Annotated in this window: 26 protein-coding genes; 19 read left to right on the top strand and 7 right to left on the bottom strand. The window is 62.9% G+C overall.

Annotation, left to right across the window (positions count from 1 at the left end; translation table 11 throughout):
* Window positions 1-21: 21 nt before the first annotated feature.
* Together AC0L2D_RS26975 and AC0L2D_RS26970 are read right to left on the bottom strand one after the other, a co-directional pair.
* Window positions 22-957, bottom strand: coding sequence for a substrate-binding domain-containing protein (locus AC0L2D_RS26975; protein ID WP_013532868.1), 936 nt, complete (start codon window positions 955-957; stop codon window positions 22-24).
* 342 nt (window positions 958-1,299) lie between these two features.
* Complete coding sequence (locus tag AC0L2D_RS26970; RefSeq protein WP_027163817.1) at window positions 1,300-2,457, bottom strand: fumarylacetoacetate hydrolase family protein; 1,158 nt, start codon at window positions 2,455-2,457, stop codon at window positions 1,300-1,302.
* 237 nt (window positions 2,458-2,694) lie between these two features.
* On the opposite strand from AC0L2D_RS26970, the gene AC0L2D_RS26965 reads away from it, so the two are divergent.
* The 9 genes from AC0L2D_RS26965 (at window position 2,695) to AC0L2D_RS26925 (ending at window position 10,539) form a co-directional block, all read left to right on the top strand.
* Window positions 2,695-3,975 (top strand): NAD(P)/FAD-dependent oxidoreductase, encoded by a 1,281-nt coding sequence (locus AC0L2D_RS26965; RefSeq protein WP_127366541.1) that lies wholly within the window; start codon window positions 2,695-2,697, stop codon window positions 3,973-3,975.
* A 104-nt stretch (window positions 3,976-4,079) separates the two neighbouring features.
* Window positions 4,080-4,964, top strand: coding sequence for an ABC transporter permease (locus AC0L2D_RS26960; protein WP_013532864.1), 885 nt, complete (start codon window positions 4,080-4,082; stop codon window positions 4,962-4,964).
* Window positions 4,961-5,830: an ABC transporter permease gene (locus AC0L2D_RS26955; RefSeq protein ID WP_473543233.1), complete on the top strand. Its 870-nt coding sequence runs from the start codon at window positions 4,961-4,963 to the stop codon at window positions 5,828-5,830. The genes AC0L2D_RS26960 and AC0L2D_RS26955 overlap by 4 nt, the downstream gene beginning before the upstream one ends.
* Window positions 5,815-6,885, top strand: a complete 1,071-nt coding sequence (locus tag AC0L2D_RS26950; RefSeq protein ID WP_024502621.1) for an ABC transporter substrate-binding protein — start codon at window positions 5,815-5,817, stop codon at window positions 6,883-6,885. Before AC0L2D_RS26955 ends, AC0L2D_RS26950 begins: the two co-directional genes overlap by 16 nt.
* A 173-nt stretch (window positions 6,886-7,058) precedes the next feature.
* The gene (locus AC0L2D_RS26945) at window positions 7,059-7,667 is read left to right on the top strand and encodes a cupin domain-containing protein (protein WP_473543231.1); all 609 of its coding nucleotides are present in this window, start codon (window positions 7,059-7,061) and stop codon (window positions 7,665-7,667) included.
* Window positions 7,657-8,742 carry an ABC transporter ATP-binding protein gene (locus AC0L2D_RS26940; RefSeq protein ID WP_027164193.1) on the top strand — a complete coding sequence of 362 codons (1,086 nt, stop codon included), beginning with the start codon at window positions 7,657-7,659 and terminating at the stop codon, window positions 8,740-8,742. Before AC0L2D_RS26945 ends, AC0L2D_RS26940 begins: the two co-directional genes overlap by 11 nt.
* Window positions 8,743-8,919: 177 nt before the next feature.
* Window positions 8,920-9,525: a 2'-5' RNA ligase family protein gene (locus AC0L2D_RS26935; RefSeq protein ID WP_063167639.1), complete on the top strand. Its 606-nt coding sequence runs from the start codon at window positions 8,920-8,922 to the stop codon at window positions 9,523-9,525.
* 136 nt (window positions 9,526-9,661) lie between these two features.
* The gene (locus AC0L2D_RS26930; RefSeq protein ID WP_013532858.1) at window positions 9,662-10,015 is read left to right on the top strand and encodes a nuclear transport factor 2 family protein; all 354 of its coding nucleotides are present in this window, start codon (window positions 9,662-9,664) and stop codon (window positions 10,013-10,015) included.
* Between the two features lie 173 nt (window positions 10,016-10,188).
* Window positions 10,189-10,539: an ArsC family reductase gene (locus AC0L2D_RS26925; protein ID WP_473543228.1), complete on the top strand. Its 351-nt coding sequence runs from the start codon at window positions 10,189-10,191 to the stop codon at window positions 10,537-10,539.
* A gap of 213 nt (window positions 10,540-10,752) precedes the next feature.
* On the opposite strand, the gene AC0L2D_RS26920 is transcribed toward AC0L2D_RS26925, so the two are convergent.
* From AC0L2D_RS26920 to AC0L2D_RS26910, 3 genes are read right to left on the bottom strand one after another with little or no spacing between them, the layout of a single operon-like run.
* Window positions 10,753-11,106 (bottom strand): DUF488 domain-containing protein, encoded by a 354-nt coding sequence (locus AC0L2D_RS26920; protein ID WP_473543226.1) that lies wholly within the window; start codon window positions 11,104-11,106, stop codon window positions 10,753-10,755.
* A gap of 21 nt (window positions 11,107-11,127) precedes the next feature.
* Window positions 11,128-12,384, bottom strand: a complete 1,257-nt coding sequence (locus AC0L2D_RS26915; RefSeq protein ID WP_127366022.1) for an aminopeptidase — start codon at window positions 12,382-12,384, stop codon at window positions 11,128-11,130.
* Entirely contained in the window at window positions 12,381-13,373 is a 993-nt protein-coding gene (locus tag AC0L2D_RS26910) for a LysR substrate-binding domain-containing protein (RefSeq protein ID WP_473543224.1), read from the bottom strand. Before AC0L2D_RS26910 ends, AC0L2D_RS26915 begins: the two co-directional genes overlap by 4 nt.
* A 94-nt stretch (window positions 13,374-13,467) precedes the next feature.
* Here AC0L2D_RS26910 and AC0L2D_RS26905 point away from each other — a divergent pair, with 94 nt between their 5' ends.
* From AC0L2D_RS26905 to sbmA, 3 genes are all read left to right on the top strand, one after another.
* Window positions 13,468-13,689 (top strand): hypothetical protein, encoded by a 222-nt coding sequence (locus tag AC0L2D_RS26905; RefSeq protein ID WP_024502627.1) that lies wholly within the window; start codon window positions 13,468-13,470, stop codon window positions 13,687-13,689.
* Window positions 13,690-13,805: 116 nt separating this feature from the next.
* The gene (locus tag AC0L2D_RS26900; RefSeq protein WP_473543222.1) at window positions 13,806-14,966 is read left to right on the top strand and encodes a YbfB/YjiJ family MFS transporter; all 1,161 of its coding nucleotides are present in this window, start codon (window positions 13,806-13,808) and stop codon (window positions 14,964-14,966) included.
* Window positions 14,967-15,079: 113 nt separating this feature from the next.
* Window positions 15,080-16,339 (top strand): peptide antibiotic transporter SbmA, encoded by a 1,260-nt coding sequence (sbmA, locus tag AC0L2D_RS26895; protein ID WP_013532851.1) that lies wholly within the window; start codon window positions 15,080-15,082, stop codon window positions 16,337-16,339.
* Between the two features lie 33 nt (window positions 16,340-16,372).
* On the opposite strand, the gene AC0L2D_RS26890 is transcribed toward sbmA, so the two are convergent.
* Window positions 16,373-17,380, bottom strand: a complete 1,008-nt coding sequence (locus AC0L2D_RS26890; RefSeq protein ID WP_473543219.1) for a polysaccharide deacetylase family protein — start codon at window positions 17,378-17,380, stop codon at window positions 16,373-16,375.
* A gap of 213 nt (window positions 17,381-17,593) precedes the next feature.
* Here AC0L2D_RS26890 and AC0L2D_RS26885 point away from each other — a divergent pair, with 213 nt between their 5' ends.
* Window positions 17,594-18,259: a tetratricopeptide repeat protein gene (locus AC0L2D_RS26885; protein WP_013532849.1), complete on the top strand. Its 666-nt coding sequence runs from the start codon at window positions 17,594-17,596 to the stop codon at window positions 18,257-18,259.
* Entirely contained in the window at window positions 18,256-19,689 is a 1,434-nt protein-coding gene (gene der, locus AC0L2D_RS26880; RefSeq protein WP_013532848.1) for a ribosome biogenesis GTPase Der, read from the top strand. Before AC0L2D_RS26885 ends, der begins: the two co-directional genes overlap by 4 nt.
* Window positions 19,690-19,721: 32 nt before the next feature.
* Here the strand turns inward: der and AC0L2D_RS26875 are convergent, their stop codons facing one another.
* Complete coding sequence (locus AC0L2D_RS26875; protein ID WP_013532847.1) at window positions 19,722-20,630, bottom strand: LysR substrate-binding domain-containing protein; 909 nt, start codon at window positions 20,628-20,630, stop codon at window positions 19,722-19,724.
* Between the two features lie 119 nt (window positions 20,631-20,749).
* On the opposite strand from AC0L2D_RS26875, the gene AC0L2D_RS26870 reads away from it, so the two are divergent.
* From AC0L2D_RS26870 to AC0L2D_RS26850, 5 genes are all read left to right on the top strand, one after another.
* Entirely contained in the window at window positions 20,750-22,039 is a 1,290-nt protein-coding gene (locus AC0L2D_RS26870; protein ID WP_473543216.1) for an MFS transporter, read from the top strand.
* 144 nt (window positions 22,040-22,183) lie between these two features.
* Window positions 22,184-23,368 (top strand): cell wall hydrolase, encoded by a 1,185-nt coding sequence (locus AC0L2D_RS26865; protein ID WP_473543214.1) that lies wholly within the window; start codon window positions 22,184-22,186, stop codon window positions 23,366-23,368.
* A gap of 254 nt (window positions 23,369-23,622) precedes the next feature.
* Window positions 23,623-24,030, top strand: coding sequence for an AtpZ/AtpI family protein (locus tag AC0L2D_RS26860; protein ID WP_013532844.1), 408 nt, complete (start codon window positions 23,623-23,625; stop codon window positions 24,028-24,030).
* A gap of 59 nt (window positions 24,031-24,089) precedes the next feature.
* The gene (locus tag AC0L2D_RS26855) at window positions 24,090-24,848 is read left to right on the top strand and encodes a F0F1 ATP synthase subunit A (protein WP_013532843.1); all 759 of its coding nucleotides are present in this window, start codon (window positions 24,090-24,092) and stop codon (window positions 24,846-24,848) included.
* An 85-nt stretch (window positions 24,849-24,933) separates the two neighbouring features.
* On the top strand, window positions 24,934-25,158 hold the full coding sequence (locus AC0L2D_RS26850; RefSeq protein WP_006206606.1) for a F0F1 ATP synthase subunit C: 225 nt from the start codon (window positions 24,934-24,936) through the stop codon (window positions 25,156-25,158).
* Window positions 25,159-25,182 lie beyond the last annotated feature (24 nt).

Below are 25,182 nucleotides of genomic sequence, written 5' to 3'. Positions count from 1 at the left end.
CGCGACTGTTGAGATTGGATGTTACTTGCCGGACAGGATATCGTCGTAGATCTGCGCGGTGTCTTTTTCATAGAGCGCGCCGGTGATGACGTTGAAGCCCGGAGGAATGCCGCCGGCGGCCATATTGGCCAGCGAAAGCGCGACATAGCTGGTCGCCTGCGGGTCCTGCCACTGGCCGGCATTGACATAGCCGTTCAGCACTTCCTGGGTGGTGTCGAGCGAATTGCCCCAGCCGACGACCGGGATTTCGCCCGGCTTGATGCCGACCTGGTCGAACACCCGCTTGATCGAGCCGGTGACGAGGTCGCCTAGGCCGATGATCGCCTTGACCTTGGCCTTGTTCGCCGTGAGGTAGTCGACCATGCGGTTGATCACTTCAGCCTGATCAAGCGTCGCTTCCGTGATTTCATAGGTGATGCCGAGCGGCTCGAAGACGCTCTTGATGCCTTCCTCTTCCTGCACGCCATAGGTGGCGCCGGGGATTTCGACCGGCATCCAGACGAAGTCGCCCTTCTTCACCAGGCCTTTGTCGACCAGATACTGTGCCCAATGCTTGCCGAAGGTGACATTGTCGCCGCCGACATAGGCGTTGAAATCGGCTTTCGGATCAGGCGTGTTGAAATTGATGATCGGCACTTTCGCCGCACGCGCTTCCTTGACGATCTCGATCAGGCTGCCCGGATCGGGGCTCGTGGTGACGATGCCATCGGCCTTGGCGGAGAGGGCGGCGCGAACCGCTTCCTGCTGCGAGGCGACATCGCCGTTGTGGAACGAGGTGTTGACCGTGTTGCCGGTGTCCTTAGCCCACTGCTTGGCGCCGGCTAGGAAGTAGGTCCAGACCGGATCGGCCGGACCGCCATGCGAAATCCAGTAGAACGTCTTAGCCTGTGCCGCTGCTGGTACCACCATCAGCGCCACCAACAGGCCGTATAGAACGAGTCTTAGCCGTGTCAGCATTTGATTTCCTCCCGTTTGTAGATCGTCAGTTCAAAATCCGTCCCTTGTTTTGCGTCTTTTGCCAGCGCCGATCGGATGCGTCAGAGCATCCCTTTTTTCGACGGATGGCAAGCCTCCATCTGCCAGGCCTCCATCTGCAGGTGTAGTGGGCGCCCGACGGGGCGTCATCAGCGCTCCCATCAGATTGCATCAGTTGAGGTGATTTTCCGACTGTCGGATAATTGGTGTGATTGTTTCGGTCGCGCGAACGCGGCCTGCGCCGACAAGGGCACGCCGACGACCATCCCAGGCCCACGGGACCAGGTCCGCAGCGCCCTGGCAGGGCGCCGACGATACCGGTTGCTAGATCAGATCGGCTCTGGCCAACTCCCGCATCAGGTGGCTGGCGCCGTAGGTCCAGTGCGGGCAGTCGGGCGACAGCCGCACCCGGTTGACCAGCGCGCCGAATTTTTCCGACGAGATGGTGACGATGTCGCCGACCTTGTGGGTAAATCCCTTGCCCTTCTCGCCGCGATCCTTGGATGGAACGAACATGGTGCCGAGATAGAGCGCCAGCCCGTCCGGATACTGGTGGTGCGGCCCCATGGCCGCGGCGACCAGTTCCTCCGGCGAGCGGCTGATCTCGGCCATCGAGCTTGCGCCCTCCAGCGAGAACCCGTCCTCGCCCTCGACTTTCAGGCGCACGACGGCGCGCTTGACGTCATCGATGGAGAATTTGTCGTCGAACAGGCGGATGAAGGGGCCGAGTGAGGCCGAGGCATTGTTATCCTTGGCCTTGCCGAGCAGCAGCGCCGAACGCCCTTCGACGTCGCGCAGATTGACGTCGTTGCCGATAGTGGCGCCGACGATCCTGCCGCTGGAGGCGGCGATCATGGCGATCTCGGGTTCCGGATTGTTCCAGGTCGACACCGGGTGCAGCCCAACATCGGCGCCGAAGCCCACCGAGGCCATCGGCTGGCACTTGGTGAAGATCTCGGCATCGGGGCCGATGCCCACTTCCAGATATTGCGACCAGGCGCCGCGCGAAATCAGCTTGGCCTTGATCTCCATCGCCTCGGGCGAACCGGGCTTCAGCTTCGACAGGTCGTGGCCGATCAGTCCGGCAATGTCGGCGCGGATGGCATCGGCTTTTTCAGCCGAACCACGCGCCTGTTCCTCGATCACCCGTTCCAGCAGGCTGACGACGAAGGTGACGCCCGATGCCTTGACCGCCTGCAGGTCGACCGGGGAGAGCAGGTAGGGTTTTGCTGGATCGCGCCCGGTTTCAAAACTGTTGGCGGCGATGTCATCGAGCGAACCGATCGGTCTGCCTTCGGCCGAGCGGACATGCCCAGCCGGGTCGGCCATCTCGCAAAGGTCGCGCATGGTCGGTGCCGTACGCGAGGTGATGTCGAAGACCGTGCCATCGCGAACCGTGACGACCAGCGGGTATGCAGCACCGCTGCTTCTGGCGCGTCCGACAAAAAGGCCCTCGCTGGGCAGGTGGGTCGGGTTCGTCATGGCGCTCTGTCCTCTTAGTGATCGACAATGTGGTGAAGTGATCGACAATGTGGGCTAGCCGGATCGGCGTGGCACTTTCACCGGATTCCCGTCAAAGGTCTATCCCGTCGCAGGCGATCGGAACTCTGGGTCTCCGGTCGTCTCGGCGGCAGTCCACAGGCGAAAGCCATGGTGCTCTTTCAAAATTGTGAAATTCTGACTAGGATTTTCACCAATCGCAGCGCATTCAGGTGACCCTTGGCGACAGCATTCTCCGATCCCATCTGGCGCAGGCCGCAGGCAGCTTCCACGTTTCAATCGCTTCCGAATGGCGAACGGGTCGATCTCGCCATCGTTGGCGGTGGCATCATGGGCTTGTCGACTGCCTTGCATGCCGCCCGGCTTGGCCTGTCGGTGCAGGTGCTGGACGCCGGCGAGATCGGCCAGGGCGCATCAGGCTTGAATGGCGGCCAGGTCATTCCCGGCCTGAAATACGATCCGGAATGGTTGCTGGAGCATTTTGGCCCGGAGCGCGGCGAGGCGCTTGTCAATTTCGCGGCGTCGACCGCCGACGCGGTGTTCGAGCTGATCCGCGACGAGAATCTGGCGGTGCCGTTCGTTCGAAATGGCTGGATCCAGGCGGCGCACACCGAGGCCGCGCTGAAGGCGGCGACGAACCGCGACCGGCAATGGCACGCGCGCGGTGCCGACGTCCGGTTGCTGAACGCAGCGGAGACCGCAGCCAGGACTGGCGCACAGGGGTATCTCGGCGGCTGGCTCGACCGCCGCGCCGGTGTGATCGATCCGCTCGCCTACACGTCTGAACTTGCCCGGGTCGGGACCGCGACTGGCGTGAGGATAGCAGAGCGCCAAAGGGTCGTGCGGCTCGCCAATGCCGCCGGTGTTTGGCGTATTTTGATCGAAAATGGCCTGGAATTGCAGGCAAAGGCGGTCGTGCTGGCGACAAACGCCTATACGGACGGTCTGATCCCCGGTCTCGCCCAGACGATCGTGCCGCTGCATTCCTTTCAGATCGCCACAGCGCCGCTGCCGTCCAATCTGGCGGCCACGATCCTGCCGGAAGGGCAGGCGGTGTCGGACTCCAGGCGCATCCTCGTCTACTACCGCAAGAGCGCCGACGGCCGGCTGGTGCTTGGCGGACGGGGCCGCATGGCGCTGCCGACGAGCGCCGGCGACTGGGCGCATCTCGAGCGTGCGCTGGTACGGCTCTATCCCTCGCTGTCCGGCGTTCCCATCGAGAAGCGCTGGTTCGGCCGGGTGGCGATGACGCCGGACCACCTGCCGCACATCCACGAGCCGGAGAAAGGCCTGCTCGCCGTGGTCGGCTGCCAGGGTCGTGGTGTCGGCCTGATGACTGCGCTTGGCGAGCGCATCGCCGGCTACCTCCAAAGTGGCGACGCCAGGCAATTGCCTTTCCCGGTCTCGCCGATCCGGCCGATCCCGTTTCACGCCTTCCGCCAGGTCGGCGTCGCCGCGACCATCGCCTGGTATCGCCTGCTCGATGCGTTGGAGCGCTGACCAGGGCGCTTCATCCCCTTGGGGCTCCGTTAGGGGATTCTGCTTGACAGTTTCATGAATATGAAAAACTCTAAGCCAATTTCAAATTTCCAATAGGCAGGTCGATGTCGACCCTAGTTGCCACATCAGCGCCAGAGGCCCGGTCTTCCCAGGGCTTCCGGGTCGCCATGCTGCTGCCGGGCGCGCTGGTCACCTTGCTGCTGATCCTGTTTGCGCTTGGCCTCGTGCTTTTCCTCGCCTTCCGCGGCAATGACGGTTCGCTGCTCGGCGCCGGTTTCACCGTCGCGAACTTCGTCACCGTGGTGTCCGATCCGCTGTACTGGACGGTGACGCTGCGCTCGCTGATCATTGCCGCTCTGGTCACGCTGGCGACGGTCGTCACTGCCTATCCCGTCGCCTACTACCTTGCCTTCCACGCCGGCCGGCGGCGCGGCCTGCTGCTGTTCCTGGTGACGCTGCCGTTCTGGACCAGCTATCTCCTGCGCGTCTTCGCCTGGAAGATCGTGCTCGCCTACAATGGCGTTTTGAACTCGGCGCTGATCGAAAGCGGCATCTGGTCCGAGCCGACATTGGCCTTTCTCAACACGCCGGCCGCCGTCGTCGTCACGCTGGCGCACGCCTATGCGCCTTTCGCCATCCTGCCGATCTACGTGGCGCTGGACACCATCCCGAAATCGCTGATCGAGGCCGCTTCCGATCTCGGCGCGCGGCCATTCACCTCTTTCCGCCGGATCGTGCTGCCCAATTCGATGCCGGGCGTGCTGGCGGCAGCCCTCGTCGTCTTCGTGCCGACGGTCGGCGACTATGTCACTCCGGCGCTCGTCGGCGGCCCGGCCAGCACCATGATCGGCACGCTGATCCAGGCGCAATTCGGCAAGGCCAATGACTGGCCGTTTGGCGCAGCACTCTCCGTCGCCGTCATGCTGGTCATCCTGTGCGTGGTGCTGGTCGCCCGCTTCGCCGACCGCAGATTTGGCAGCCGCACATGAGCACTGCACGCACGCAGGGAGGTGGCCGCTGGCTCGGCATGTATGTCGCCGCCTATTTGGTCTTTCTCTATCTGCCGGTGCTGCTGATCCCGCTGTTTTCCTTCAACAACTCGATCCAGGCAGCGTTTCCGCTGCAAGGTTTTACCTTGCAATGGTACGCGACGCTGTTCGGCAATTCGGCGCTGACCGGTGCACTCTTGAACAGCCTCGCCATCGGCGCCATCGCCGCCACGGGTGCGACGCTGTGCGGCATCACCGTATCCTACATGGACCTCTACGGCCGCTCGCCCCTGGCCGCCACCATCAGCGCCATCGCAAGGCTGCCGATCCTGATCCCGGGCGTCATCGTCGGCATATCGCTGCTGATCCTCATCAACCTCGTTGGTCTGGGGCCATCGCGCGTCGCCATCGTTCTCGGCCATGTATTGGTGGCGCTGCCCACGACCGTGGTGATCATGCGCAGCCGCTTCGCCGCCGTCCCGAAAACCATTCGCGAGGCGGCACTCGATCTCGGCGCCTCCGACTGGACGACCTTCCGGCGGGTCATGCTGCCGCTCAGCCTGCCGGCCATCGTCTCGGCATTCATGCTGGCCTTCCTGATCTCCTTCGATGAATTCATCGTCGTGTTCTTCCTGGCCGGCACCGAGCCGACGCTGCCGCTCTACATCTGGAGCCAGCTGCGTTTTCCCCGGTCGCTGCCGACGGTGATGGCACTGGGCACTTCGATCCTGGCGGTGTCCTTCGTCATCGCTGCAGCAGCTGAAATCCTGCGCCATCGCGGCTTGTCCGCCACGGCGCCAAAGCCTGCGGATCCATCACAACCAAAACAAACCAAGAGAGGAGAACTGCAATGGCATTCGACCTGAAATCGATCTCTGCAAAGACTGTTTGCGCTGGATTGACGGCGTTCGCGCTGGCGCTGTCGTCGACCGTCGCTTTCGCCGGCGACAAACTGCAATATTTCACCTGGTCGGGCTATGAACTGCCCGACTTCAACAAGAGCTTCCTTGCCGCGCATCCCGATGGCGTCGAGGCCTCGATCTTCGGTGACGACGATGACGCCTTCACCAAGGTCAAGGCCGGCTTCCGACCCGACATTGCGCATCCCTGCTATGACAAGGTGGCGCGCTGGAACAAGGAAGGCCTGCTGCAGCCGATCGACACCAAGCGCATCAAGAACTGGGACTCGATCTTCCCGGTGTTCAAGAACCTGCCAGACCTGCAGGCTGGCGACGGCAAGGTCTGGATGGTCCCGTGGGACTGGGGCAACACCTCGATCCTCTACCGCACCGATCTGGTGAAGAACCCGGAAGCGAGCTGGAACCTTTTGTGGGACAAGCAGTATGCCGGTCGCATGGCGACGATCGACGCGGTGCATGACACGCCTGTCGTGGCGGCGCTGCTCGCCGGCGTCAATCCGTTCGACATGACGCCGGAGCAAATGGACAAGGTGGCCGAGAAGCTGCGCGAGCAGCGCCCGCTGCTCTCCAACTACACCACCGACATGACCTCCGTCGAACAGGCGCTGGCCAGCGGCCAATTGGTCGCCGCCATGACCTGGAACGCGTCGGCCACCTCGCTCAAGAAGCAGGGCGTGCCGGTCGAGTTCATGAAGCCCAAGGAGGGCATGCTGACCTGGGCCTGCGGCTTCGTGATGCTCAAGGACGCCAAGAATGTCGACCTCGCCTATGATTTCATCAACAGCCGGCTGGAGACGGATTCCGGCAAATACCTGATCGAGGCCTACGGCTATGGCAGCTCGACCAGTTCGGCCTTCGCGGCGGTGCCGAAGGAGGAGCTGGAGAAATTGCAGCTGCCGTCCGACCCGGAGGTGATGCTGAAGACCACCATCTTCACCGGACCGATGAAACAGAATGACGACCTCGCCAAGATGTTTGAGAAGGTGAAGGCGGGGGGATAAAGCTCCCCCTTCTCCCCTTGTGGGAGAAGGTGTCGCCGAAGGCGACGGATGAGGGGTGCTCCAGGGAACACCAGCGTCTCACTCCGCTGGAACACCCCTCAACCGTCTCGGCGCTGCGCGCCGATCCACCTTCTCCCACAAGGGGAGAAGGGAAAGCAAACGAGGACTAACGCATGGACATGCTGGACGAAACGGCTGAAAAGCCGAAGGACGATGCCGATGTGCGGGTCGGCAGGCGGGTGCGGGCGCTGCGGCTGGAGCGCAAGCTGTCGCTGGCCGATCTTGCGGCAAAGGCCGGCGTGTCGATCGGTGCATTGAGCCAGATCGAGCGCGGCATGTCCTCGCTGCGCGTCAAGGTGATCTGGCCGCTCGCCGCCGCCCTCGACATCGAGCCGTCGGCGCTGATCGCCGACGGCAGCGATACGGCGAACGACCTCTATTGCGTGCGTGCCGACAAGCGGCGGCAAATCCCGGTGAAATCGGAAGGCATTGCCAAGGCGCTGCTGTCACCCCCGGGCGCGACGCTGACCGGCATGCTGGTGACGGTGGAAGCCGGCGGCGGCACGGTCGAGGCCTATGCGCATGCCGGCCATGAATTCGGCTTCGTGCTGGCTGGTGAGGTCGAACTGGTGGTGGATTCGACAAAGTACGTGCTGAAGGCCGGCGACAGCTTTGCCTTCAAGAGCACGCTTTTGCATGCCTTCCGCAATCCGGGCGCCGAGCGGTGCCAGATTCTCTGGGTCAACACCACGAAGCCGTCCGAGGTTCGCGATGGCGCCTGATCCACTCGTCCGGCTGCAGGCGGTCTCGAAGATTTTTCCTGGCGGCATCGTCGGGCTCGACGCCGTCGATCTCGACATTATCAGCGGCGAGTTCATCACGCTGCTCGGGCCGTCGGGTTGCGGCAAGACCACCAGTCTGCGCGTCATCGCCGGTTTCGAAAGCCCGTCGAGCGGCAAGGTGCTGCTAGACGGCCGCGATATCACGGCACTTCGCCCGTTCGACCGGCCGGTCAATACCGTGTTCCAGGACTACGCGCTGTTCCCGCACATGAATGTTGCAGAAAATGTCGGCTTCGGTCTGTCGCTGCGCAAACTGTCTGGAGCCGAACAGGCTAAGCGCACCGGCGAAGCGCTCGACATGGTCGGTCTCGCCGACAAGCTTGGCGCCCGTGTCTCCGAACTGTCTGGCGGCCAGCGCCAACGCGTCGCGCTCGCGCGTGCCATCGTCTGCGAGCCGCGCGTGCTGCTGCTCGACGAGCCGTTGTCGGCGCTCGATGCGCATCTGCGCGAACAGATGCAGGTTGAGCTGAAGCGGCTGCAGTCGCGGCTTGGCACCACCTTCGTCATGGTCACCCACGACCAGACCGAAGCGCTGTCGATTTCCGACCGCATCGTCGTCATGAACAAGGGCCGCATCGAGCAGATCGCACCGCCGGCCACACTTTATGACCGGCCTGCCACGAAGTTTGTGGCGAGCTTCATCGGCACCATGAATCTCCTGCAATCACGGTTTGTCGGCCGCGATGGCGATCGCTTGCGTTTCACCGCCGGCACCCTGCCGCTGGAGGCTATTTCTGAAACCGGCGAGGCACCTGCCGAGGGCGCTACCCGCACCATCGGCGTGCGCCCGGAGGATTTGCTGGCGATGACCGAGGCCGCGCCCGGCACCGCACCGGCGCGCGTCAACAGCGTCGTCTTTCACGGCCGCACGCTGCGCCTGCATGCCGAACTCGGGCAGGGCGCACCTGTCGTCATCGACGCGCCGCGCCAGGCCGAGGGTTTTCGCTTCCAGGTCGGCGACGTGGCGCATATCAGCCTGCGCCGTGGCGCCAACTGCCCAGTGCTGCCAGGTTAGTTCATCGAACTCTAAAAACCGGGGCCAACTGGGCGATCCACGATTTCCTCGAGGTCGAGGGTATCATCGGCTGCTGGGCGTGAGCTCGAATAGATTCCAGGCTTGACTCAAGGAGAGCGTTCCTGTTTTGTTCCGGAATGGAGCAAAACAGGAGCGTTCTTTGCCGGGCGTGTGCGTATGTATCTGCAAGGCGAATTCGACTATGGACTTCCAGAGCCGCCATGGCGGCCTAAACGGCCCGAGCGCGTGTTCTTCGGTTTGTTTTTGCAGTCTAAGGACCATTCGCGCTTTGCCGATTGTCAAAATCGGCTATGCGGCCAATGCGGGGTAACCGGCGACCAACTGCTACCGGAGCGTTTTCACGTTAGCCTGCAGCATGTCGGTGATTACAAAAGGCTACGGTCCAAAATTCTTTTTGCGGCCGCCCGATCGGGACGGCGCATTGCGATGGCCCCGTTCGAGGTTACCTTTCGCTATGCCAGTAGCTTTCCCGGCCGACCGGCGACTAGGGGCAAGCCAGCCAAACACCCTTTCGTGCTTCTCGCCGATGACGGACCGGTTTGTGAGTTGAGCAGGAAGCTCGGCGTCGAAATGCTGCGCGAAGGCCTCAAGGCGTCAGATGGTTTCGTTCCGCATCTGACGCTTGCATATGACCGAAAACTTGTCCCCAAACAGCCTATGGGCCCAATCAGCTTTGTTGCACGAGAGTTCGTCCTTGTGCACAGCTTGCGCGGACTGAAGAAGTACGTTTTCCCGGAATGTTGGCCGCTGAGCGCGATGTGATGTGCTCACATCGTCGTCACATACTCCGAGCGATATCCATCATCCTGACATGGCTTGTCAGCTACCCCGTGGTCCGACGATGGCAGGCCAGCGAGTCGTTGCCTATTTGCAGTGCGTCTGAACAGGAGGAACGCAAATGACCATCGCGGAAATTGCCAAGGATTTTACCGAGCTGCTCAAGCAGGGCGAGAACGAAGCTGCCGCCGAGAAGTACAATTCCGACGATATCGTGAGCTACGAAGCCATGGAGGGGCCGATGGCCATCTCCCGTGGCAAGGAGGCTCTCAGGCAGAAGGGCCAGTGGTGGCAGGAGAACAATGAAGTCCATGGCGGCTCTGTCGAAGGCCCCTATGTCAATGGCGACCAGTTCGCGGTGCGCTTCAAGTTCGACATAACGCCCAAGGCTACCGGCGAGCGTGTCACCATGGATGAAGTTGGCCTCTACACGGTCAAAAACGGCAAGATCACCGAAGAGCGCTTCTATTATTGAGGCCGGACCCCCGGCTTCCGGCTCACATCGCTGCTGCATGATCTGGAGGTTAGACGGCCAGGACATTGTCCTGGCCGTCATGTGGAACGGAGATATGGCAACGGCTCTGGCAAATCGGGAAGGGCGGTTTAGTCTGTGGAACGGATTCGACAGTCAGCCAAGGAAGCACGCTTTTGACGATCACCATGTACGGCATCACCACCTGCGACACGGTCAGGAAGGCGCGCGTCTGGCTGGAAGGCCATGACGTAGCCTACCGGTTTCACGATTTCAGGGCCGAGGGACTGGACGCGAAGCGGCTGGATGGTTGGGCGGGCAAGGTCGGCTGGGAAAAGCTGCTCAACAAGGCGAGCACGACGTTCCGCGAGCTGCCGGACAAGGAAAAGCAGGGTCTCGACGAGAAGAGCGCCAAGGCGCTGATGCTGGCCAAGCCGATCATGATCAAGCGGCCGGTTCTGGAGGTAGGCGACCGGGTTATGGTCGGGTTCAAGGCTGATGTCTATGAGGCGGCGGTGGGGGAGTAGAGCTGCCTCTCGGTCCACGGTGTTCCGTGGCGCCCCCCTCTGTCCTGCCGGACATCTCCCCCTCAAGTGGGGAGATTGGCAGCTTCGCCGCTCCGCCATTCCTGTCACGTTCGGGATTTGCGAAGAAGATGATGACAGCGGATCTCCCCACCTGAGGGGGAGATGGCCGGCAGGCCAGAGGGGGGGCGCTGTCCCGCCGACCGCCATAAAATCTCAGCGTCCGCGCAGATACCCCGCCAGCGCCACCGCATTGTTGTGCGCCTCGTCATGCGCGCCGTAGAGCAGCGTCACCTTGCCGTTACCCAGCAGGCCTCGCAACTGCGTCACCGCCGCGCCATTCCCATCCAGCTCAGCGCCATACCGCTCCTGAAACTCCGCCCAGCGCACCGCCTCGTGTCCGAACCATTTGCGCAACTCGTCGCTCGGCGCGATGTCCTTCAACCACAGCGTCAGCGCGGCGTCTTGCTTGCTGACGCCGCGCGGCCAGATGCGGTCGACCAGAACCCGCTGCCCGTCATCGGCAGCGGGCGGCTCGTAGATACGCTTGACCGCGATCTTGAAGGCCATCACACCTCCTGGCTGGAACCCTCAGGCCCACTCGCCCTTGCGCATGACAGGCACGCGGGCGCCGTCCTTGTGGACGCCATCGATGTCGATCTTGTCCGAGCCGATCATCCAGTCGATGTGGATGAAGCTCTTGTTGCCGCCGCGCGCGGCGATCTCGTCCTGGCTGAGCGAGGCGCCGTCGACGAAGCACTTCGAATAGCATTGGCCGAGCGCGATGTGGCAGGCGGCGTTCTCGTCGAACAGCGTGTTGAAGAACAACAGGCCGCTGGCCGAGATCGGCGAGGAATGCGGCACCAGCGCCACCTCGCCGAGACGGCGCGCGCCCTCGTCGGTGTCGAGCACTTTCTTCAGCACGTCCTCGCCCTTCGATGCCTTGGCCTCGACGATCCTGCCTTCTTCGAAACGCACCGAAATGTCGTCGATCAGCGTGCCCTGGTAGGACAGCGGCTTGGTCGAGGAGACATGGCCTTCGACTCGCCTCGCATGCGGCGTGGTGAAGACCTCCTCGGTCGGGATGTTGGGGTTGCAGGTGATGCCGTTCTTGGCGGTCGAGGCGCCGCCCATCCATTCATGGCCGTCCGCCAGTCCAACCGTCAGGTCGGTGCCCGGTCCGGTGAAGTGCAGCGCATGGAAATTATGGCCGTTGAGCCATTCGGTGCGGCTGCGCAGCGCTGCGTTGTGCGCCCTCCAGTTGCCGATCGGATCCTCCACATCGACCCGCGACGCGGCGAAGATGGCATCGGCGAGTTTCACGACCGCAACATCGTCGGCATCGCCGGGGAAGACCTGTTTGGCCCAGGCGAGGTCCGGATAGGCGACGATGTTCCAATTGATGTCGAAGCCGGTGATCTTTTCCAACGCCGGCTGATAAGCCATCGAATTGGCCTTGTTGGCGCGCGCCACTTTCGCCGGATCCTGTGCGGAGAGCAGCGACGGATCCTCGCCGCGCACCGCAAGCCTGGCCGCATTGTTGGAGAAGGCCTTCGCCATGCCTTCATAGAGCCAGCCGGCGGCGCGGTCGAAGCTCGCATCGGCGCCGAAGCGGTAGCGCGCCAGCGTCATCTCGTCATCGTTGAAGATCGGCGTCACCAGGCCGGCGCCGGCCTTGTAGGCATGCTCGACGATCCGCCTGGTTAGCGGCAGTGCCGCGATCGATGACGTCAGCACCAGATCCTGCCCTGGCTGCAATTGCAGCCCGACCTTGATGGCGACTTCCGCCAGCCTGTCGAGCTTCACCGGGTCGATTGATGCGGAAACGCCGCGCGAATGTGTGGTCATGATCCTGCCTGTCGTAGTTTGATGTCCGACCTACCATAGAGCGGCGGCGCGGCGCTTTCCACCGCGATCGCGCCGGCGGGTTTTGGGTTTGCGGACCCGAACCGCGCCATGGTTGCTTCGATCTCTTCCCTGATCCAGACCTTGAAATCCCGGACCTTGCGGCTTTCCGCCTTGACGGACGAGGTCACCAGCCAATAGCCGAGCCCGCTCTGGGCGCGGATACCGAAAGGCGCCACCAGCCGCCCGTCGGCCAGCGCATCCGCGGCGAGCAATTGCCAGCCCAGCATCACGCCGTGGCCGGCAATCGCCGATTCCAGGCACAGCATCGGGTCGGTGAAACGCGCACCCTTGAGGAAGCTGACAGGTGGGACGCCGGCCGTCTCGAACCAGCTTTCCCAGTTGATCATTGCTCGCTCGTCGGTGATCGCGCAGGTCTGGGCAAGGTCCTCGATCGACTTCAGTTTTTGGGCAATCGCCGGCGCGCAGACCGGGAAGACTTCCTGCGCCAAGAGCAGTTCCGTGCGCCCGCCCGGCCATTTGCCGTCGCCAAGCCGGATGGCGATGTCGATGTCTGAGTGATCGAGATTGGCCAGCCGCACCGAAGCGTCGATGCGCAGCAGCACGTTGGGATGTCGGTCGAAGTGGCGAGATAGCCTGGGCAACAGCCACTTCGAGGCAAAGGCCGGCGCCACCGAAACCACCAATGTGCATTGCGTAGCCTCGTCGGCCAGCGCCACGGCCTGGGAAAGCTCACGAAATCCAGCACCAAGGCGGCCCGCGAAGACGGCGCCGAATTCGGTCAGCACCAGACCGCTCGCCGTTCGCTCGAACAGCGCCTGGCCGAGCTGTTTTTCGGTACGGCTTATCTGCTGGCTGACGGCGCTGACGGAAACGTTGAGCTCACCGGCGGCCGCCGCCAGCGATCCGAGACGGGCAACGGTTTCGACGGCGCGCAGGCCGTTGAGGTGGACGCGGTTGAGCATGGCCATTGAGTTTTTCTAAACTGATCCGGCTGAAATCTCAATTGAAAGGCATGTCGAAACGGCGGATTTTATCGGAAGAGACAGACCTGTGGAGCCGGAAATGCTGAGGATCTTGTCGTCGTCGCTGAAGGTCTTTTTCGCTGCGAGTACGCCGTATGAGCCGCACCCGGACGGCGAAACGCAGAGATGGCTGACCGATCCGCTTTCGCATCCGGTGCTGAACACCATGTCGGAACGCGAACTGGGCGATGTGCCGTTCAGGCTGACGGCACGGCGGACAGTGCACGAGACGGCCCCGTTGCACGCCGGCGGCCGCTGCTGAGCAGGCGCCAAGCGTTCCGGCTTGAGGAAAGTCGAGGCGAGCACCACGTCCCGCGCACGCACTGGCCCAACAGATGGCGATTGTTTCAGCAATCCCTGCACTTATTGTGCAGTGCAATGACATCAGCCACCTCGACAGCGCTGCGTTTCGCCTTCGCCGGCATGATTGCCATGGCGGTTGCCATGGGCATCGGCCGTTTCGTCTACACGCCGATCCTGCCCGGCATGATGCAGGAATTGCGTCTGTCGCCTGCCGATGCCGGTTGGATCGCGTCGGCCAATTATCTCGGTTATCTCGTCGGCGCGTTGGCAGCGGCGGGCGGCTGGGCGCATGGGCGCGAGCGCCTGCTGATGCTGGCGGGGCTTGGCGCCAGTACGGTCCTTGCCGCGCTGATGGGGCTGACCGAAGCGATGGCGGCCTTTCTCGCCATCCGCTTTCTGGCCGGTCTGGCCAGCGCCTTCGTCATGGTTTTCATGGCCAGCATCGTGTTCAGCCATATCGCGGCTGCCGGTCGCAACGACCTGCAGGCCTGGCATTTCGGCGGCGTCGGGCTCGGCATAGCGGCATCGGCGGCGATGATGGCGGTGCTGGTCGCCGAGCATTCGGGCTGGGCTGCAGGCTGGCTGTGGTCGGCGGCGATTTCGGCCTGTGGTTTCGTCCTCGTTGCGCTGTTGGCCAATGAGGGTCCGCTCGGCAACGGCGAAGTCACCCGCGAGCCGGCACTGCGGATGGACCGGTCGTTGGTCAAGGTCATCGTCGCCTACGGCCTGTTCGGCTTTGGCTATGTGGTGACGGCGACATTCCTGGTCGCCATCGTCCGGCAAGGCGGCGGCAGCCGCGTCTTCGAGGCCATTGTGTGGATGGTCGCCGGTCTTGCGGGCTTTCCCTCAGTCTGGCTCTGGCAGAAGATCGCGGCCCGGACCGGCCTCTATGCCGCCTATGCGCTGGCGTGCTTCATCGAAGTTGCCGGCGTCACCGCCAGCGTCGCCATCGGCGGAGCCACCGGGCCGCTGCTTGCCGGCGTGCTGCTCGGCGGCACCTTCATCGCCATCACCGCATTTGGCCTGCAGGCCGCCCGGCAGCAGGCGCCAAGCGCGCCGCGGCGGATATTCGCCCTGATGACGGCTGCGTTCGGCCTTGGCCAGATCATCGGGCCGGTCGCCGCCGGGTTTCTGGCGCAGATGTCCGGCGATTTCTTCCTCGCCTCGATCACAGCCGCGATCGTGCTGGTCGTCTCCGGCGCCATCACATGGTCGGCTGCGCCAAAATCGCCATGATTGTGGGCTTGCTGTGCCGGGCATCGGGCACGGGCATTTTCTTTCCCACTAATGTGTGACTTTATGCCCGCTGTCGTCAGCTGATTTGCGCCTAGATCGAGGAATTCGCCACAGTGTTCGTATCCTTTTTCCCGCAGCCGAAGCTGTTCTTCACTTCGGCCGCCGTCTGGAGCCTTGCGGCGATCCTGTTCTGGTTCTTCGGTGGTGAACAATTAGGTACGGTTTTCGGATTGCCGCCCGCCGCGGCCGGCGCGCCGCCCATCATCGGCATCGCCATCCTCGTATCGAAGCCGTTCCTCTGGTTCTATCTCTATTTCGCGTTCTGCGTGCTCGTCTTCTACGCATTCTGGAGCTGGTATTCGCCGCATCCGTGGCAACGCTGGTCGATCCTGATGACCGCGGTCATTCTGTTCTTCATCTATTTCAATGTGCAGGTCAGTGTCGCGGTCAACGCCTGGTATGGGCCTTTCTTCGACTATGTGCAGGGCCTGATGTCGGGGACTGGAAAGTCGACCAACAGCGAATTTTATATCGGATTGGCTGATTTTTCGTGGCTCGCCCTGGTCGGCATGAATGTGCAGGTGGTCAACGCCTTCATCGTCAGTCACTGGATCTTCCGTTGGCGCACGGCGATGAACAACTACTTCGTCGAGAATTGGGGCAGGCTACGCCACATCGAGGGTGCCTCGCAGCGCATCCAGGAAGACACGATGCGGTTCTCGCAGATCATGGAAGATCTCGGCTCCAGCTTCGTCCAGTCGATTATGACGTTGATCGCATTCCTGCCGGTCATGATCCAGTTGCAGGCCCATATCACCGAGTTGCCGATTATCGGCGCGATTCCACAGCCATTGGTTGTCGCAGCCCTTGCCTGGTGTCTGTTCGGGACGATCTCGGTCATGGTTGCAGGTCTGAAACTTCCAGGGCTGCAGTTCCGCAACCAGCGCGTTGAGGCAGCCTACCGCAAGGAACTCGTCTACGGCGAGGATCACGCGGACCGGGCCCAGCCGGCCACCACGGCCGAGCTGTTCGAGAATGTTCGCCACAATTATTTCAGGCTCTATTTCCACTACATCTATTTCAACGTCGTCCGTTACACCTACCTGCAGGCCGACAACATTTTCTCGCTGCTGATCCTCGGTCCCTCGCTGGTGGCGCACAAGATCACGTTCGGCGCGCTGAACCAGATTTCGAACGCATTCGGCAAGGTGACCGGTTCACTGCAGTTTCTGCTCACCTCCTGGTCGACCATCGTCGAGCTGCAATCGGTCCACAAGCGCCTGCGCGCCTTCGAGGCGACGCTGCAAGGCGAGCCGCTGCCCGATATCGACCAGCGCTATCTGGCAAGGCAGGGCGCTGAGGATCCGGCCTAAAGATCGAGGTTGGAAACGAACCGGGTTGGCGGCTCAGCCGCCGACTGAGACCTGCCTCTGGCCGGCATCCTGCCGCGAAACATAATCGCGAAAACTGATGCATTCGACATCGGCCTTGACGCAGACCTCGCCGGCAAAGCGCTCCAGCGCGTTCCAGTAGGCGCCGTCATTCATCAGCGCGAAGTGGAAGCCGAGCTCCAGCGGAATGCGCTTGCCGGCATACTGCTTGTCGAAGGCGGCGCGGAAGGCATCATAGGTCCGGTTGGCGAACTCGCCCGCTTGGCTTGGCCGTTCGAAGCCGCCGGAATGCCTGACATAGAGATTGTAGTCCATGGCGATCACCGGCCGTGACTTCGGTCCTTCTGGAATCTGCGGCAGCGAAAAGTGCATGACGCCGTTGCTGGCCGTCGGTCGGGCGGGGCCCTGCGAGACGCCGCTGGCGTCGAATTGATAGCCGGCGGCCGGCAGCGCTTCATAGAGCGCCTTGCCCGTCGACAGATACGGCGCGCGAAAACCGACAACCGCATGCCGTGCGAAATCGCGCCAGCCCTCAGGCTCGGGCGCAATGCCGTTGATGGCATAGGCGTTCTCGAGAATGTGCTCGAACGAACCGAACTCTTTCAGCCAGTCGGCCTTGCTCCAGTCCTTGCCGTCGAAATGGCCGCAGCCATGGCTGGCGATGTCGTGGCCCTCATGCGCGGCAAGCCCGATCTGCTCGAGCCGGTCGGTGACTTCCTGTTTCGAGGCGGCAAAGCCGATATTGGATTTCCCGGCGCTTCTGCCGGGTGCGGTGTATTCCTTGCGTGTTTCCGTCGACAGCAGGAAGACGCAGGACAGAAAATAGGTGAAATGTGCGCCGGTGCGCTCAGCCAGTGCTCGACTGCGCTTCCACTGCGAAATGTCGCGGGCGCTGTCGAACGAGATGATGACGACCTGCTTGGGCTTTGCCGGCACCGGTGGCGCGGGCGGGTCGGCCAGAGCCACGCCGGCAGTGACGAGCGCGGCAAGCGAAAACGTAACAACGCGGAACGGACGAAGCATAGGAAATCTGATCTTAACTCGGGGAACGTCTGCAAGCCGGCTATCGCCTAAATGTGGCGCGGGTGCGATGGGCCTCTTCGGCTGCTCGTCCGGGGCAAACATCCGTTTGCCCCGGACAATAGCGATTTTCCGGTTGAACCCCTTCCATGCCGGCAAAATTTCGCTAAAACGCGGGCTGACAAAGGCCCGACCGGGCAGGAATGGTTTGATTTGATGTCCGACGACAGTTTTATCCGTGAAGTCAACGACGAGATCCGTCGCGAACAGGCGCAGGCGCTGTGGGACCGTTTTGGCCCAGCCCTGATTGTCGTTGCGATCCTCGTGGTGCTCGGCACCGCAGCCTTCGTCGGCTATCGCTATTGGGACGAGACGCGCGCCAACCGCTCGGGCGATGCGTTCTCGCAGGCGCTGAAGCTTGCCAATGACGGCAAGAACGATGAGGCGCTGACCGCGCTCGATCAGTTGGAGAAGGATGGCTACGGCGCCTATCCGCTGCTCGCACGCATGCGCGGCGCGACCGTCAAGGCGAACAAGGGCGACGTTCCCGCCGCCGTCAAGGATTTCGACGAAGTCGCCGCCGACACGGCCATTCCCCAGAGCATTCGCGACATGGCGCGGCTGCGGGCAGCGCTGCTGCTCGTCGACCATGGCTCGTTCGCCGACGTGTCCAGCCGTGTCGAAGCGCTGACATCCGACACCAACACGCTGCGCCACACGGCGCGCGAGGCGCTCGGCCTTTCCGCCTGGAAGGAAGGCAAGACGCAGGACGCGCTGAAACTGTTCGACCAGATCGCCGCCGATGACGGCGCCCCGCGCAACACCCGCGAGCGCGCAACGTTGATGTCCGAGCTGATCCGCGGGTCGGGCAGTGCGTCGTGACCTTCAAAGTCGCCATCATCGGCAGACCTAACGTCGGCAAATCGACTCTCTTCAATCGGCTGGTGGGAAGAAAGCTGGCGCTTGTCGACGACACGCCGGGCGTCACCCGCGACCGTCGCGTCCACGCCGCCAAGCTCTACGACCTGCATTTCGATGTCATCGACACCGCCGGCTTCGAGGACGCTGGTGCCTCGACCTTGCCCGGCCGCATGCGTGCGCAGACCGAGATCGCTATCCGCGAGGCCGACCTGATCTTCTTCACCATCGACGCCAAATCCGGCCTTTTGCCTGATGACAGGACCTTCGCCGAGATCGTGCGCAAGTCCGGCAAGCCGGTCGTGCTGGTCGCCAACAAGGCCGAGGCGAAGGGCGCCCAGGGCGGTATGCTGGAAGCCTGGGAGCTCGGCCTTGGCGAGCCGATCCCGGTTTCGGCCGAGCATGGCCAGGGCATGCCCGATTTGCGCGACGCCGTGATCGGCGCGCTCGGCGAAGCGCGCGCCTTCGGCGAAGACGAAGATGGCGAAGACGAAGAGATCGCTGCCGGCGAGGTGCTGATCGGCGAGGATATCGCCGATCCGGATGCCGAGCACACCTATGACGACACCAAGCCGATGCGCATCGCCGTCGTCGGCCGTCCCAATGCCGGCAAGTCGACGCTGATCAATGCGCTGATCGGCGAAGAACGGCTGCTCACCGGACCGGAAGCCGGCATCACCCGTGATTCGATCTCGGTCGATTGGGATTGGCATGGCCGCCGCCTGAAGCTGTTCGATACGGCCGGCATGCGCCGCAAGGCCAGGATTCACGAAAAGCTCGAAGTGATGTCGGTGCAGGACGGCCTGCGCGCCATCCGCTTCGCCGAGATCGTCATCATCGTGCTCGACGCCACCATTCCCTTCGAGAAGCAGGATCTGCAGATCGCCGACCTGATCATCAGGGAAGGGCGGGCGCCGGTGATCGCCTTCAACAAATGGGACCTGATCGACCATCCCCAGGAGCTTCTGGCCGAACTGCGCGAGAAGACGGAACGGCTTCTTCCCCAGGCGCGCGGCCTGCAGGCCGTACCTGTCTCCGGCGAGACCGGGCGCGGCCTCGACAAGCTGATGGATGCCGTCATCAGGACCCACAAGGTATGGAACAGCCGCGTCTCGACCGGCAAGCTCAACCGCTGGCTGGAAGGCATCCTGGCACACCATCCGCCGCCTGCCGTGGCCGGGCGCCGGCTGAAGGTCAAATACGTCACCCAAGCCAAGACCCGGCCGCCGGGTTTCGTTGTCCAGTGCTCGCGGCCCGATGCGATGCCGCAATCCTATGTCCGCTATCTCTCCAACAGCCTGCGCGAAGCCTTCGATATGCCCGGCGTGCCGATCCGCATCGCGCTGCGCACGTCGGACAATCCGTTCGCCGGCAGGTCGAACAAGCGTAAATAAGCGGTCGGGCGCTGGATACCTGTTCCGGCTGTCTAAGCGACCTCCTTCAACCGCTCGTCCCGTGGCAGCGCCTGCAACGCCGCCTGCAGCAATATGTCGGCCAGCCGCGCTGCCACCGGATCCAGTTCAGCATCCTTCTGGTGCAGCACCAACGCCATTTTGGGCAATGCCGGCAGCCCGGCGATCTCCGGCGTCATCGCGCTGACGCTGGCCGGCAGGCCGATGTCGGTGCGGATTGTCAGCCCCAGCCCCGCCGCCACGGCTGCCCAGATGCCGCCAAGGCTCGGGCTGGAAAAGGCCATCCGCCACGACAGGCCGGCGCGGTCGAGCGTTTCGGTTGCCACCGTGCGCAGAAGGCATGGCGCTTCGAGCGCCACCAGCGGCAGCGGCTCACTGTTGCGCAGGCTGGTCTCGATACGCTTTGCCGGCCCGATCCAGCGCATCGGCACATCGGCGACATGCTGGCTGTAGGGCAGCGTTTCGCCGCAGTGCCAGGCGAGCGCGATATCGAGGCTGCCTGACAGGACCCTTTCGGCAAGGTCGTGGCTGCGTGCGATCCTGGCTTCGATCTTCACCTTGGGGTGCGCCCGGGCAAATCGGCCGAGCACGTCCGGCAGCACCGCCTCGCCGAAATCTTCCTGCAAGCCGAGCCGTACCCAGCCTTCCAGCTCGACACCGTGGATGGCGGATGCCGCCTCGTCGTTCAACTCGATCAGCCGGCGCGCATAGCCGAGCATGGTCTCGCCGGCCTCGGTCAAAGCGAGGCCCCGTCCTGATTTGCGGAAGATCGGCGTCGCCGCCTGTTCTTCCAGTTTCTTTAATTGCGCGCTGACCGCCGACGTCGACCGGCCAAGCCGGTCAGCGGCCTTGGCAAAGCTACCCAGCTCCATGCCGGTGACGAAACTGCGCAAGACGTCGAGGTCGAATGTCACGCGTCGCATGTTGGAAGTCCCGATTTTCAGGATTGTAAGTTCAAAACTTCCTGATTTTCAGGATGAAATTATGGCGGTAGGGACAGATCGTCAAGGCCGGACCGCTGGCCAGCACGGGAAATGAAGTCATGTCCGCCATTGTCAATTGCACCGACCGGCAGCCGTCGGAACTTCTGGAAGATACCGGTTCCACCGGGAGGGTGTTCAAGCCGGGCCATCGCTGGAAAGTCCTGGGCATCGGCGTTGCCGCCAATGCCGCCTTCTCGGCTACGTTCTCCGGCATCCCGGCGACGGCGGTCGTTCTTCGCCAGGGCTATCACCTAGGCAATGCCGAACTCGGTCTGGCGCTCGGCCTTCTCGGGCTTGGGGTCGCGCTCAGCGAACTGCCCTGGGGCTTGCTCACCGATCGCTGGGGCGACCGCCGCGTGCTGTTGATCGGGCTCGGCGCGACGGCGGCGTGGCTCCTGGTCATGGCGATGCTGGTCGTGCCGACAAGGACCGGTACTCCCGATGTCACGCTGCTCTCCGCGAGCTTATTCATCACCGGATTGCTCGGCGGCAGCGTCAACGGTTCGAGCGGCCGCGCCATCATGGGCTGGTTTCGGGAAAACGAGCGCGGCTTCGCCATGAGCATCAGGCAGACGGCGGTGCCGCTTGGCGGCGGCCTTGGCGCGCTCGTGCTGCCCTCGCTTGCGCTGGCTTTCGGCTTTGCCGCGGTGTTCGGAGTCCTGGCGGGTGCATCCGCTCTGTCTGCCCTGTTCGCCTGGCGCTGGCTGCACGAGCCGCCGACGGCAGGCGAGGGCCATCCCGCTTCGGCTGTGGCCGGACCGGCGCCGCTGCGCAATCGCGACGTCTGGCGTATCGCGACCGCCATCGGCCTGCTCTGTTTTCCGCAGGTGGCCGTGCTCACCTTCGCCTCCGTGTTCCTGCACGACTTCGTTGGGTTGGGAACGGCGGCAATCAGTGCCAGCCTCGCCGCGGTGCAGATCGGCGCCATGGTCATGCGCATCTGGAGCGGCCGCTTCACCGACCGTCACGGCAACCGCCGCCAATTTCTTCGCCTGTGCAGCGCGTTCAGCGCCCTTGCCTTCGCCATGCTTTGGCTGCTGGTCCTGTTCGGCCCAACCATTCCGGGCGGCCAGCTCATTTGGTTGGCGGTTCTTCCGGTCGTGCTTATTGTCGCAGGCATCTCTGTCTCCGCCTGGCACGGCGTCGCCTACACCGAGCTTGCCACCCTTGCCGGCGCCGGCCATGTCGGAACCGCGCTCAGCCTTGCCAACACCTTTGTTTTCGTCGGCTTCTTCCTGGTGCCGGTGGCCATTCCGGGGCTCTTGCACCTCTGGTCCTGGTCCGGCGTCTGGCTGGCGGCCGCCATCTGCGCGCTGATCGCCCGGCCGATCTTCCTGCGTCCGGCCTGAATAGTCGGCCGCAAAATCGCCCGACTTCGCAACCACGACCTCGGGCCGACCGGGAAAACCCGATCGAATCCGTTAACGTCCCATCAAGGTTAATGCATCATTTTGCTCTCCAGTGGGGTCTGTAGCGTTCCTGGAGAGAGTTCCGTGCATCGACGTGTGTTGAAGCGGCTGGTTGCCGCCGCCGGTGAGAGAAAACGTGGCTTTCTGGGTCCGCTCGTCATCGGTTTCGGCATCTGGATCGGCTTTCCGACCGTCGCCGCCTATCAGGACATGACGAGCCTCGTTTCCGGCCTCGAAGCATCGAGCACGCGCTGGAATTCCTATGTCGAGAAATCCGTCGCCGGATCGACCCACGCGGCCGAGATGCCCTTTGTCGATTCCGATGTCACCGGCTCCATTTCCGGATCGGGCGTCCACCTGGCCGGTATCGGCAACGTGTCGTTTCGCGGCAAGGGCGGCAAGGTCAGCGCCACGCCCGATGAGGACCGCGTGGTGCGCGCCGAGAAGAAAGGGCGCATCGTCCAGATGTCTCCCGTCGCACCGCCAAAGAACTTCAACGCCGGCTCGATCTTCGAGCGCACGTCCTCCTTGCTGCGACCCAGCATGGACAGCGGCCTGAAAATGGCTTTCGCCAAGCCGCAGATCAAAGGCAAGGAAATCCAGATCGCCGCGGCATTCCATGCGCGCGAGGACAAGAAGCCGGATCCCGGCGTGCCGGCCATGCTGGCGGCGCTGGTCAACAACGACCATCCGGATGTGCTGGCCACCGCCTATGCGCAATCCGAGCCGGACTATGCCAAGGCATCGCCCTTCGAGGCCCTGCTTCAGGACGAGCAGCCCAATGAGGGCCGCTTCATTCCGCCGATGGCCAAGGGCGATCATTCGTGGATCCAGAACCCGCTGCCGGCGAGTGTCTTCTCCAAGAAGGAGCAGGCATGCCTTGCCAACGGAATCTATTTCGAGGCGAGGAGCGAATCCGTGCGCGGCCAGGCCGCTGTCGCCCAGGTCATCCTCAACCGCGTCCGCAATCCGACCTATCCGAATTCGATCTGCGGCGTCGTCTACCAGAACGACAGCTGGTTCAACCGTTGCCAGTTCTCCTTCGCCTGCGACGGCAGGAAGAAGCGCATCGATAGCCCAGCCGCCTACAAGACCGCCCAGGAGATCGCCATGGCCGTCACCGCCGGCAAGATCTTCATTCCGGAAGTCGGATCGTCGACCCACTACTATGCCCAATATGTCCATCCCGGCTGGGCGCGCACGATGCAGAAGATGACCAAGATCGGCCTGCATATCTTCTATCGGACCTATGGCGGCGGCTGGAGCTGAGTGCGGAGCAGCCGCTGATCCTTGATGTGGCGCGCAGCCGATCAAAGAGCCATTGCGCGGGGGATTCGCGCCATGCATCCTCGTCATCCTGGCGGGCACGATGTCGCACCTTCGTAATTCATTGATTTCATTGCCTAAAATACATGGCAATGAACTTCCGCCCGTGGCTTGACGGGCGCAAACCCTCTAACTATGTTGCCGGCGACTTTAGAAGCGGACGGACGGTGACGGTCTGACCGGGCAGGGGGGTTGCGATGGCCGACAAGAATGGGCCAGACGGAACCGGAGAAACCGGCCGCGGCAATCAGCATGAACCCGACATCCGCGACGACGATCTTGAGCGCCGCCGCCGTGACCTTGAAGCTTCGCTTGCGACAAGGCGGCCGGGCCGGCTCGAGGGGAAAGACGACGCGAAAGCGGGCAGTGTGGCCGGTTATGGTCAGGCGCTCAAACTCTCCAGCGAGTTTATCGCCGGGGTGGTGGTGGGTGCCGGCATCGGCTGGGTCATCGATCGTTTGGCGGGGACATCGCCATGGGGTCTGATCGTGTTTCTGCTGCTTGGTTTTGGCGCCGGAGTGCTCAATGTGATGCGTTCCGCCGGCGTCGTGGCAGAATTTGGACAGGGCGATAAATCGCGCCGTGGCCAAGACGACAAGAAATGACCGCGCACCATGCGCGGTAATGGTAACGAGGCCGTACGCGGCATTGACGGGGTTTGAACGTGGCAGCTGACAAGGTCGATCCGATCCACCAGTTCCATATCAACAAGCTGATTCCGATCGACATCGGCGGCTATGACCTGTCTTTCACCAATTCGGCGCTGTTCATGGTCGCAACCGTGATCGTCGCGGCTGGATTCCTGTTTCTCACGACGTCGAGCCGCAGCCTGGTTCCCGGGCGACTTCAGTCGGTCTCCGAGATGGCGTACGAGTTTGTCGGCAACATGTTGCGCGACGCCGCCGGCACGCAGGGCATGAAGTTCTTCCCTCTCGTGTTCTCGCTGTTCATGTTCGTGCTCGTCGCCAATCTGCTTGGCCTGTTCCCCTATTTCTTCACCGTCACCAGCCACATCATCGTCACCTTCGGCCTTGCCGTGCTGGTGATCGCAACCGTGGTCGTCTACGGCTTCATGAAGCATGGTCTTGGCTTCCTGAAACTGTTCGTGCCGCACGGCGTGCCGGTCTTCCTGCTGCCTCTCGTGGTGCTGATCGAAGTGATCTCCTTCGTGTCGCGCCCGGTCAGCCTCTCGGTTCGTCTGTTCGCCAACATGCTCGCCGGCCACATCACGCTGAAAGTGTTCTCCGGCTTCGTCGTCAGCCTGAGCGCGCTCGGCGCGGTTGGCGTCGCCGGCTCGATCCTGCCTCTGGCGATGGCGGTGGCGCTGACGGCACTGGAACTGCTGGTCGCCTTCCTGCAGGCCTACGTCTTTGCCGTGTTGACCTGCATGTATCTCAACGACGCCCTGCATCCAGGGCACTAGGTCCAAAAGTTTCCGGCCCAAAGATTTCCAACATTGGCGCCGGATGGAATCGCAACGGAATTTTAGATCCAAAGGAGTTGAACAAATGGACGCAGAAGCAGCAAAGTACATCGGCGCCGGCATCGCTTGCCTGGGCATGGGTGGCGCGGGCATTGGCCTCGGCAACATCTTCGGCAGCTACCTGGCGGGCGCACTGCGCAACCCGTCGGCCGCCGATGGCCAGTTCGGCCGTCTGATCTTCGGCTTTGCCGTGACCGAAGCTCTGGGCATCTTCTCGCTTCTCATCGCGCTTCTGGCCCTGTTCGGCTGAGCACTCGGGAAGATTGGACAGGCC

This window comes from Mesorhizobium sp. WSM4833 (assembly GCF_055811095.1).
This window is presented reverse-complemented; position numbering and strand designations above follow the sequence as displayed.

What these genes read in the sequence shown, in the direction of transcription:
- AC0L2D_RS26975 (WP_013532868.1), bottom strand. Translation starts at nt 957, where the DNA reads ATGCTGACACGGCTAAGACTCGTTCTATACGGCCTGTTGGTGGCGCTG.
- AC0L2D_RS26970 (WP_027163817.1), bottom strand. Translation starts at nt 2,457, where the DNA reads ATGACGAACCCGACCCACCTGCCCAGCGAGGGCCTTTTTGTCGGACGC.
- AC0L2D_RS26960 (WP_013532864.1), top strand. Translation starts at nt 4,080, where the DNA reads ATGTCGACCCTAGTTGCCACATCAGCGCCAGAGGCCCGGTCTTCCCAG.
- AC0L2D_RS26955 (WP_473543233.1), top strand. Translation starts at nt 4,961, where the DNA reads ATGAGCACTGCACGCACGCAGGGAGGTGGCCGCTGGCTCGGCATGTAT.
- AC0L2D_RS26950 (WP_024502621.1), top strand. Translation starts at nt 5,815, where the DNA reads ATGGCATTCGACCTGAAATCGATCTCTGCAAAGACTGTTTGCGCTGGA.
- AC0L2D_RS26945 (WP_473543231.1), top strand. Translation starts at nt 7,059, where the DNA reads ATGGACATGCTGGACGAAACGGCTGAAAAGCCGAAGGACGATGCCGAT.
- AC0L2D_RS26940 (WP_027164193.1), top strand. Translation starts at nt 7,657, where the DNA reads ATGGCGCCTGATCCACTCGTCCGGCTGCAGGCGGTCTCGAAGATTTTT.
- AC0L2D_RS26935 (WP_063167639.1), top strand. Translation starts at nt 8,920, where the DNA reads ATGTATCTGCAAGGCGAATTCGACTATGGACTTCCAGAGCCGCCATGG.
- AC0L2D_RS26930 (WP_013532858.1), top strand. Translation starts at nt 9,662, where the DNA reads ATGACCATCGCGGAAATTGCCAAGGATTTTACCGAGCTGCTCAAGCAG.
- AC0L2D_RS26920 (WP_473543226.1), bottom strand. Translation starts at nt 11,106, where the DNA reads ATGGCCTTCAAGATCGCGGTCAAGCGTATCTACGAGCCGCCCGCTGCC.
- AC0L2D_RS26915 (WP_127366022.1), bottom strand. Translation starts at nt 12,384, where the DNA reads ATGACCACACATTCGCGCGGCGTTTCCGCATCAATCGACCCGGTGAAG.
- AC0L2D_RS26910 (WP_473543224.1), bottom strand. Translation starts at nt 13,373, where the DNA reads ATGGCCATGCTCAACCGCGTCCACCTCAACGGCCTGCGCGCCGTCGAA.
- AC0L2D_RS26905 (WP_024502627.1), top strand. Translation starts at nt 13,468, where the DNA reads ATGCTGAGGATCTTGTCGTCGTCGCTGAAGGTCTTTTTCGCTGCGAGT.
- AC0L2D_RS26900 (WP_473543222.1), top strand. Translation starts at nt 13,806, where the DNA reads ATGACATCAGCCACCTCGACAGCGCTGCGTTTCGCCTTCGCCGGCATG.
- AC0L2D_RS26890 (WP_473543219.1), bottom strand. Translation starts at nt 17,380, where the DNA reads ATGCTTCGTCCGTTCCGCGTTGTTACGTTTTCGCTTGCCGCGCTCGTC.
- AC0L2D_RS26885 (WP_013532849.1), top strand. Translation starts at nt 17,594, where the DNA reads ATGTCCGACGACAGTTTTATCCGTGAAGTCAACGACGAGATCCGTCGC.
- AC0L2D_RS26875 (WP_013532847.1), bottom strand. Translation starts at nt 20,630, where the DNA reads ATGCGACGCGTGACATTCGACCTCGACGTCTTGCGCAGTTTCGTCACC.
- AC0L2D_RS26870 (WP_473543216.1), top strand. Translation starts at nt 20,750, where the DNA reads ATGTCCGCCATTGTCAATTGCACCGACCGGCAGCCGTCGGAACTTCTG.
- AC0L2D_RS26860 (WP_013532844.1), top strand. Translation starts at nt 23,623, where the DNA reads ATGGCCGACAAGAATGGGCCAGACGGAACCGGAGAAACCGGCCGCGGC.
- AC0L2D_RS26850 (WP_006206606.1), top strand. Translation starts at nt 24,934, where the DNA reads ATGGACGCAGAAGCAGCAAAGTACATCGGCGCCGGCATCGCTTGCCTG.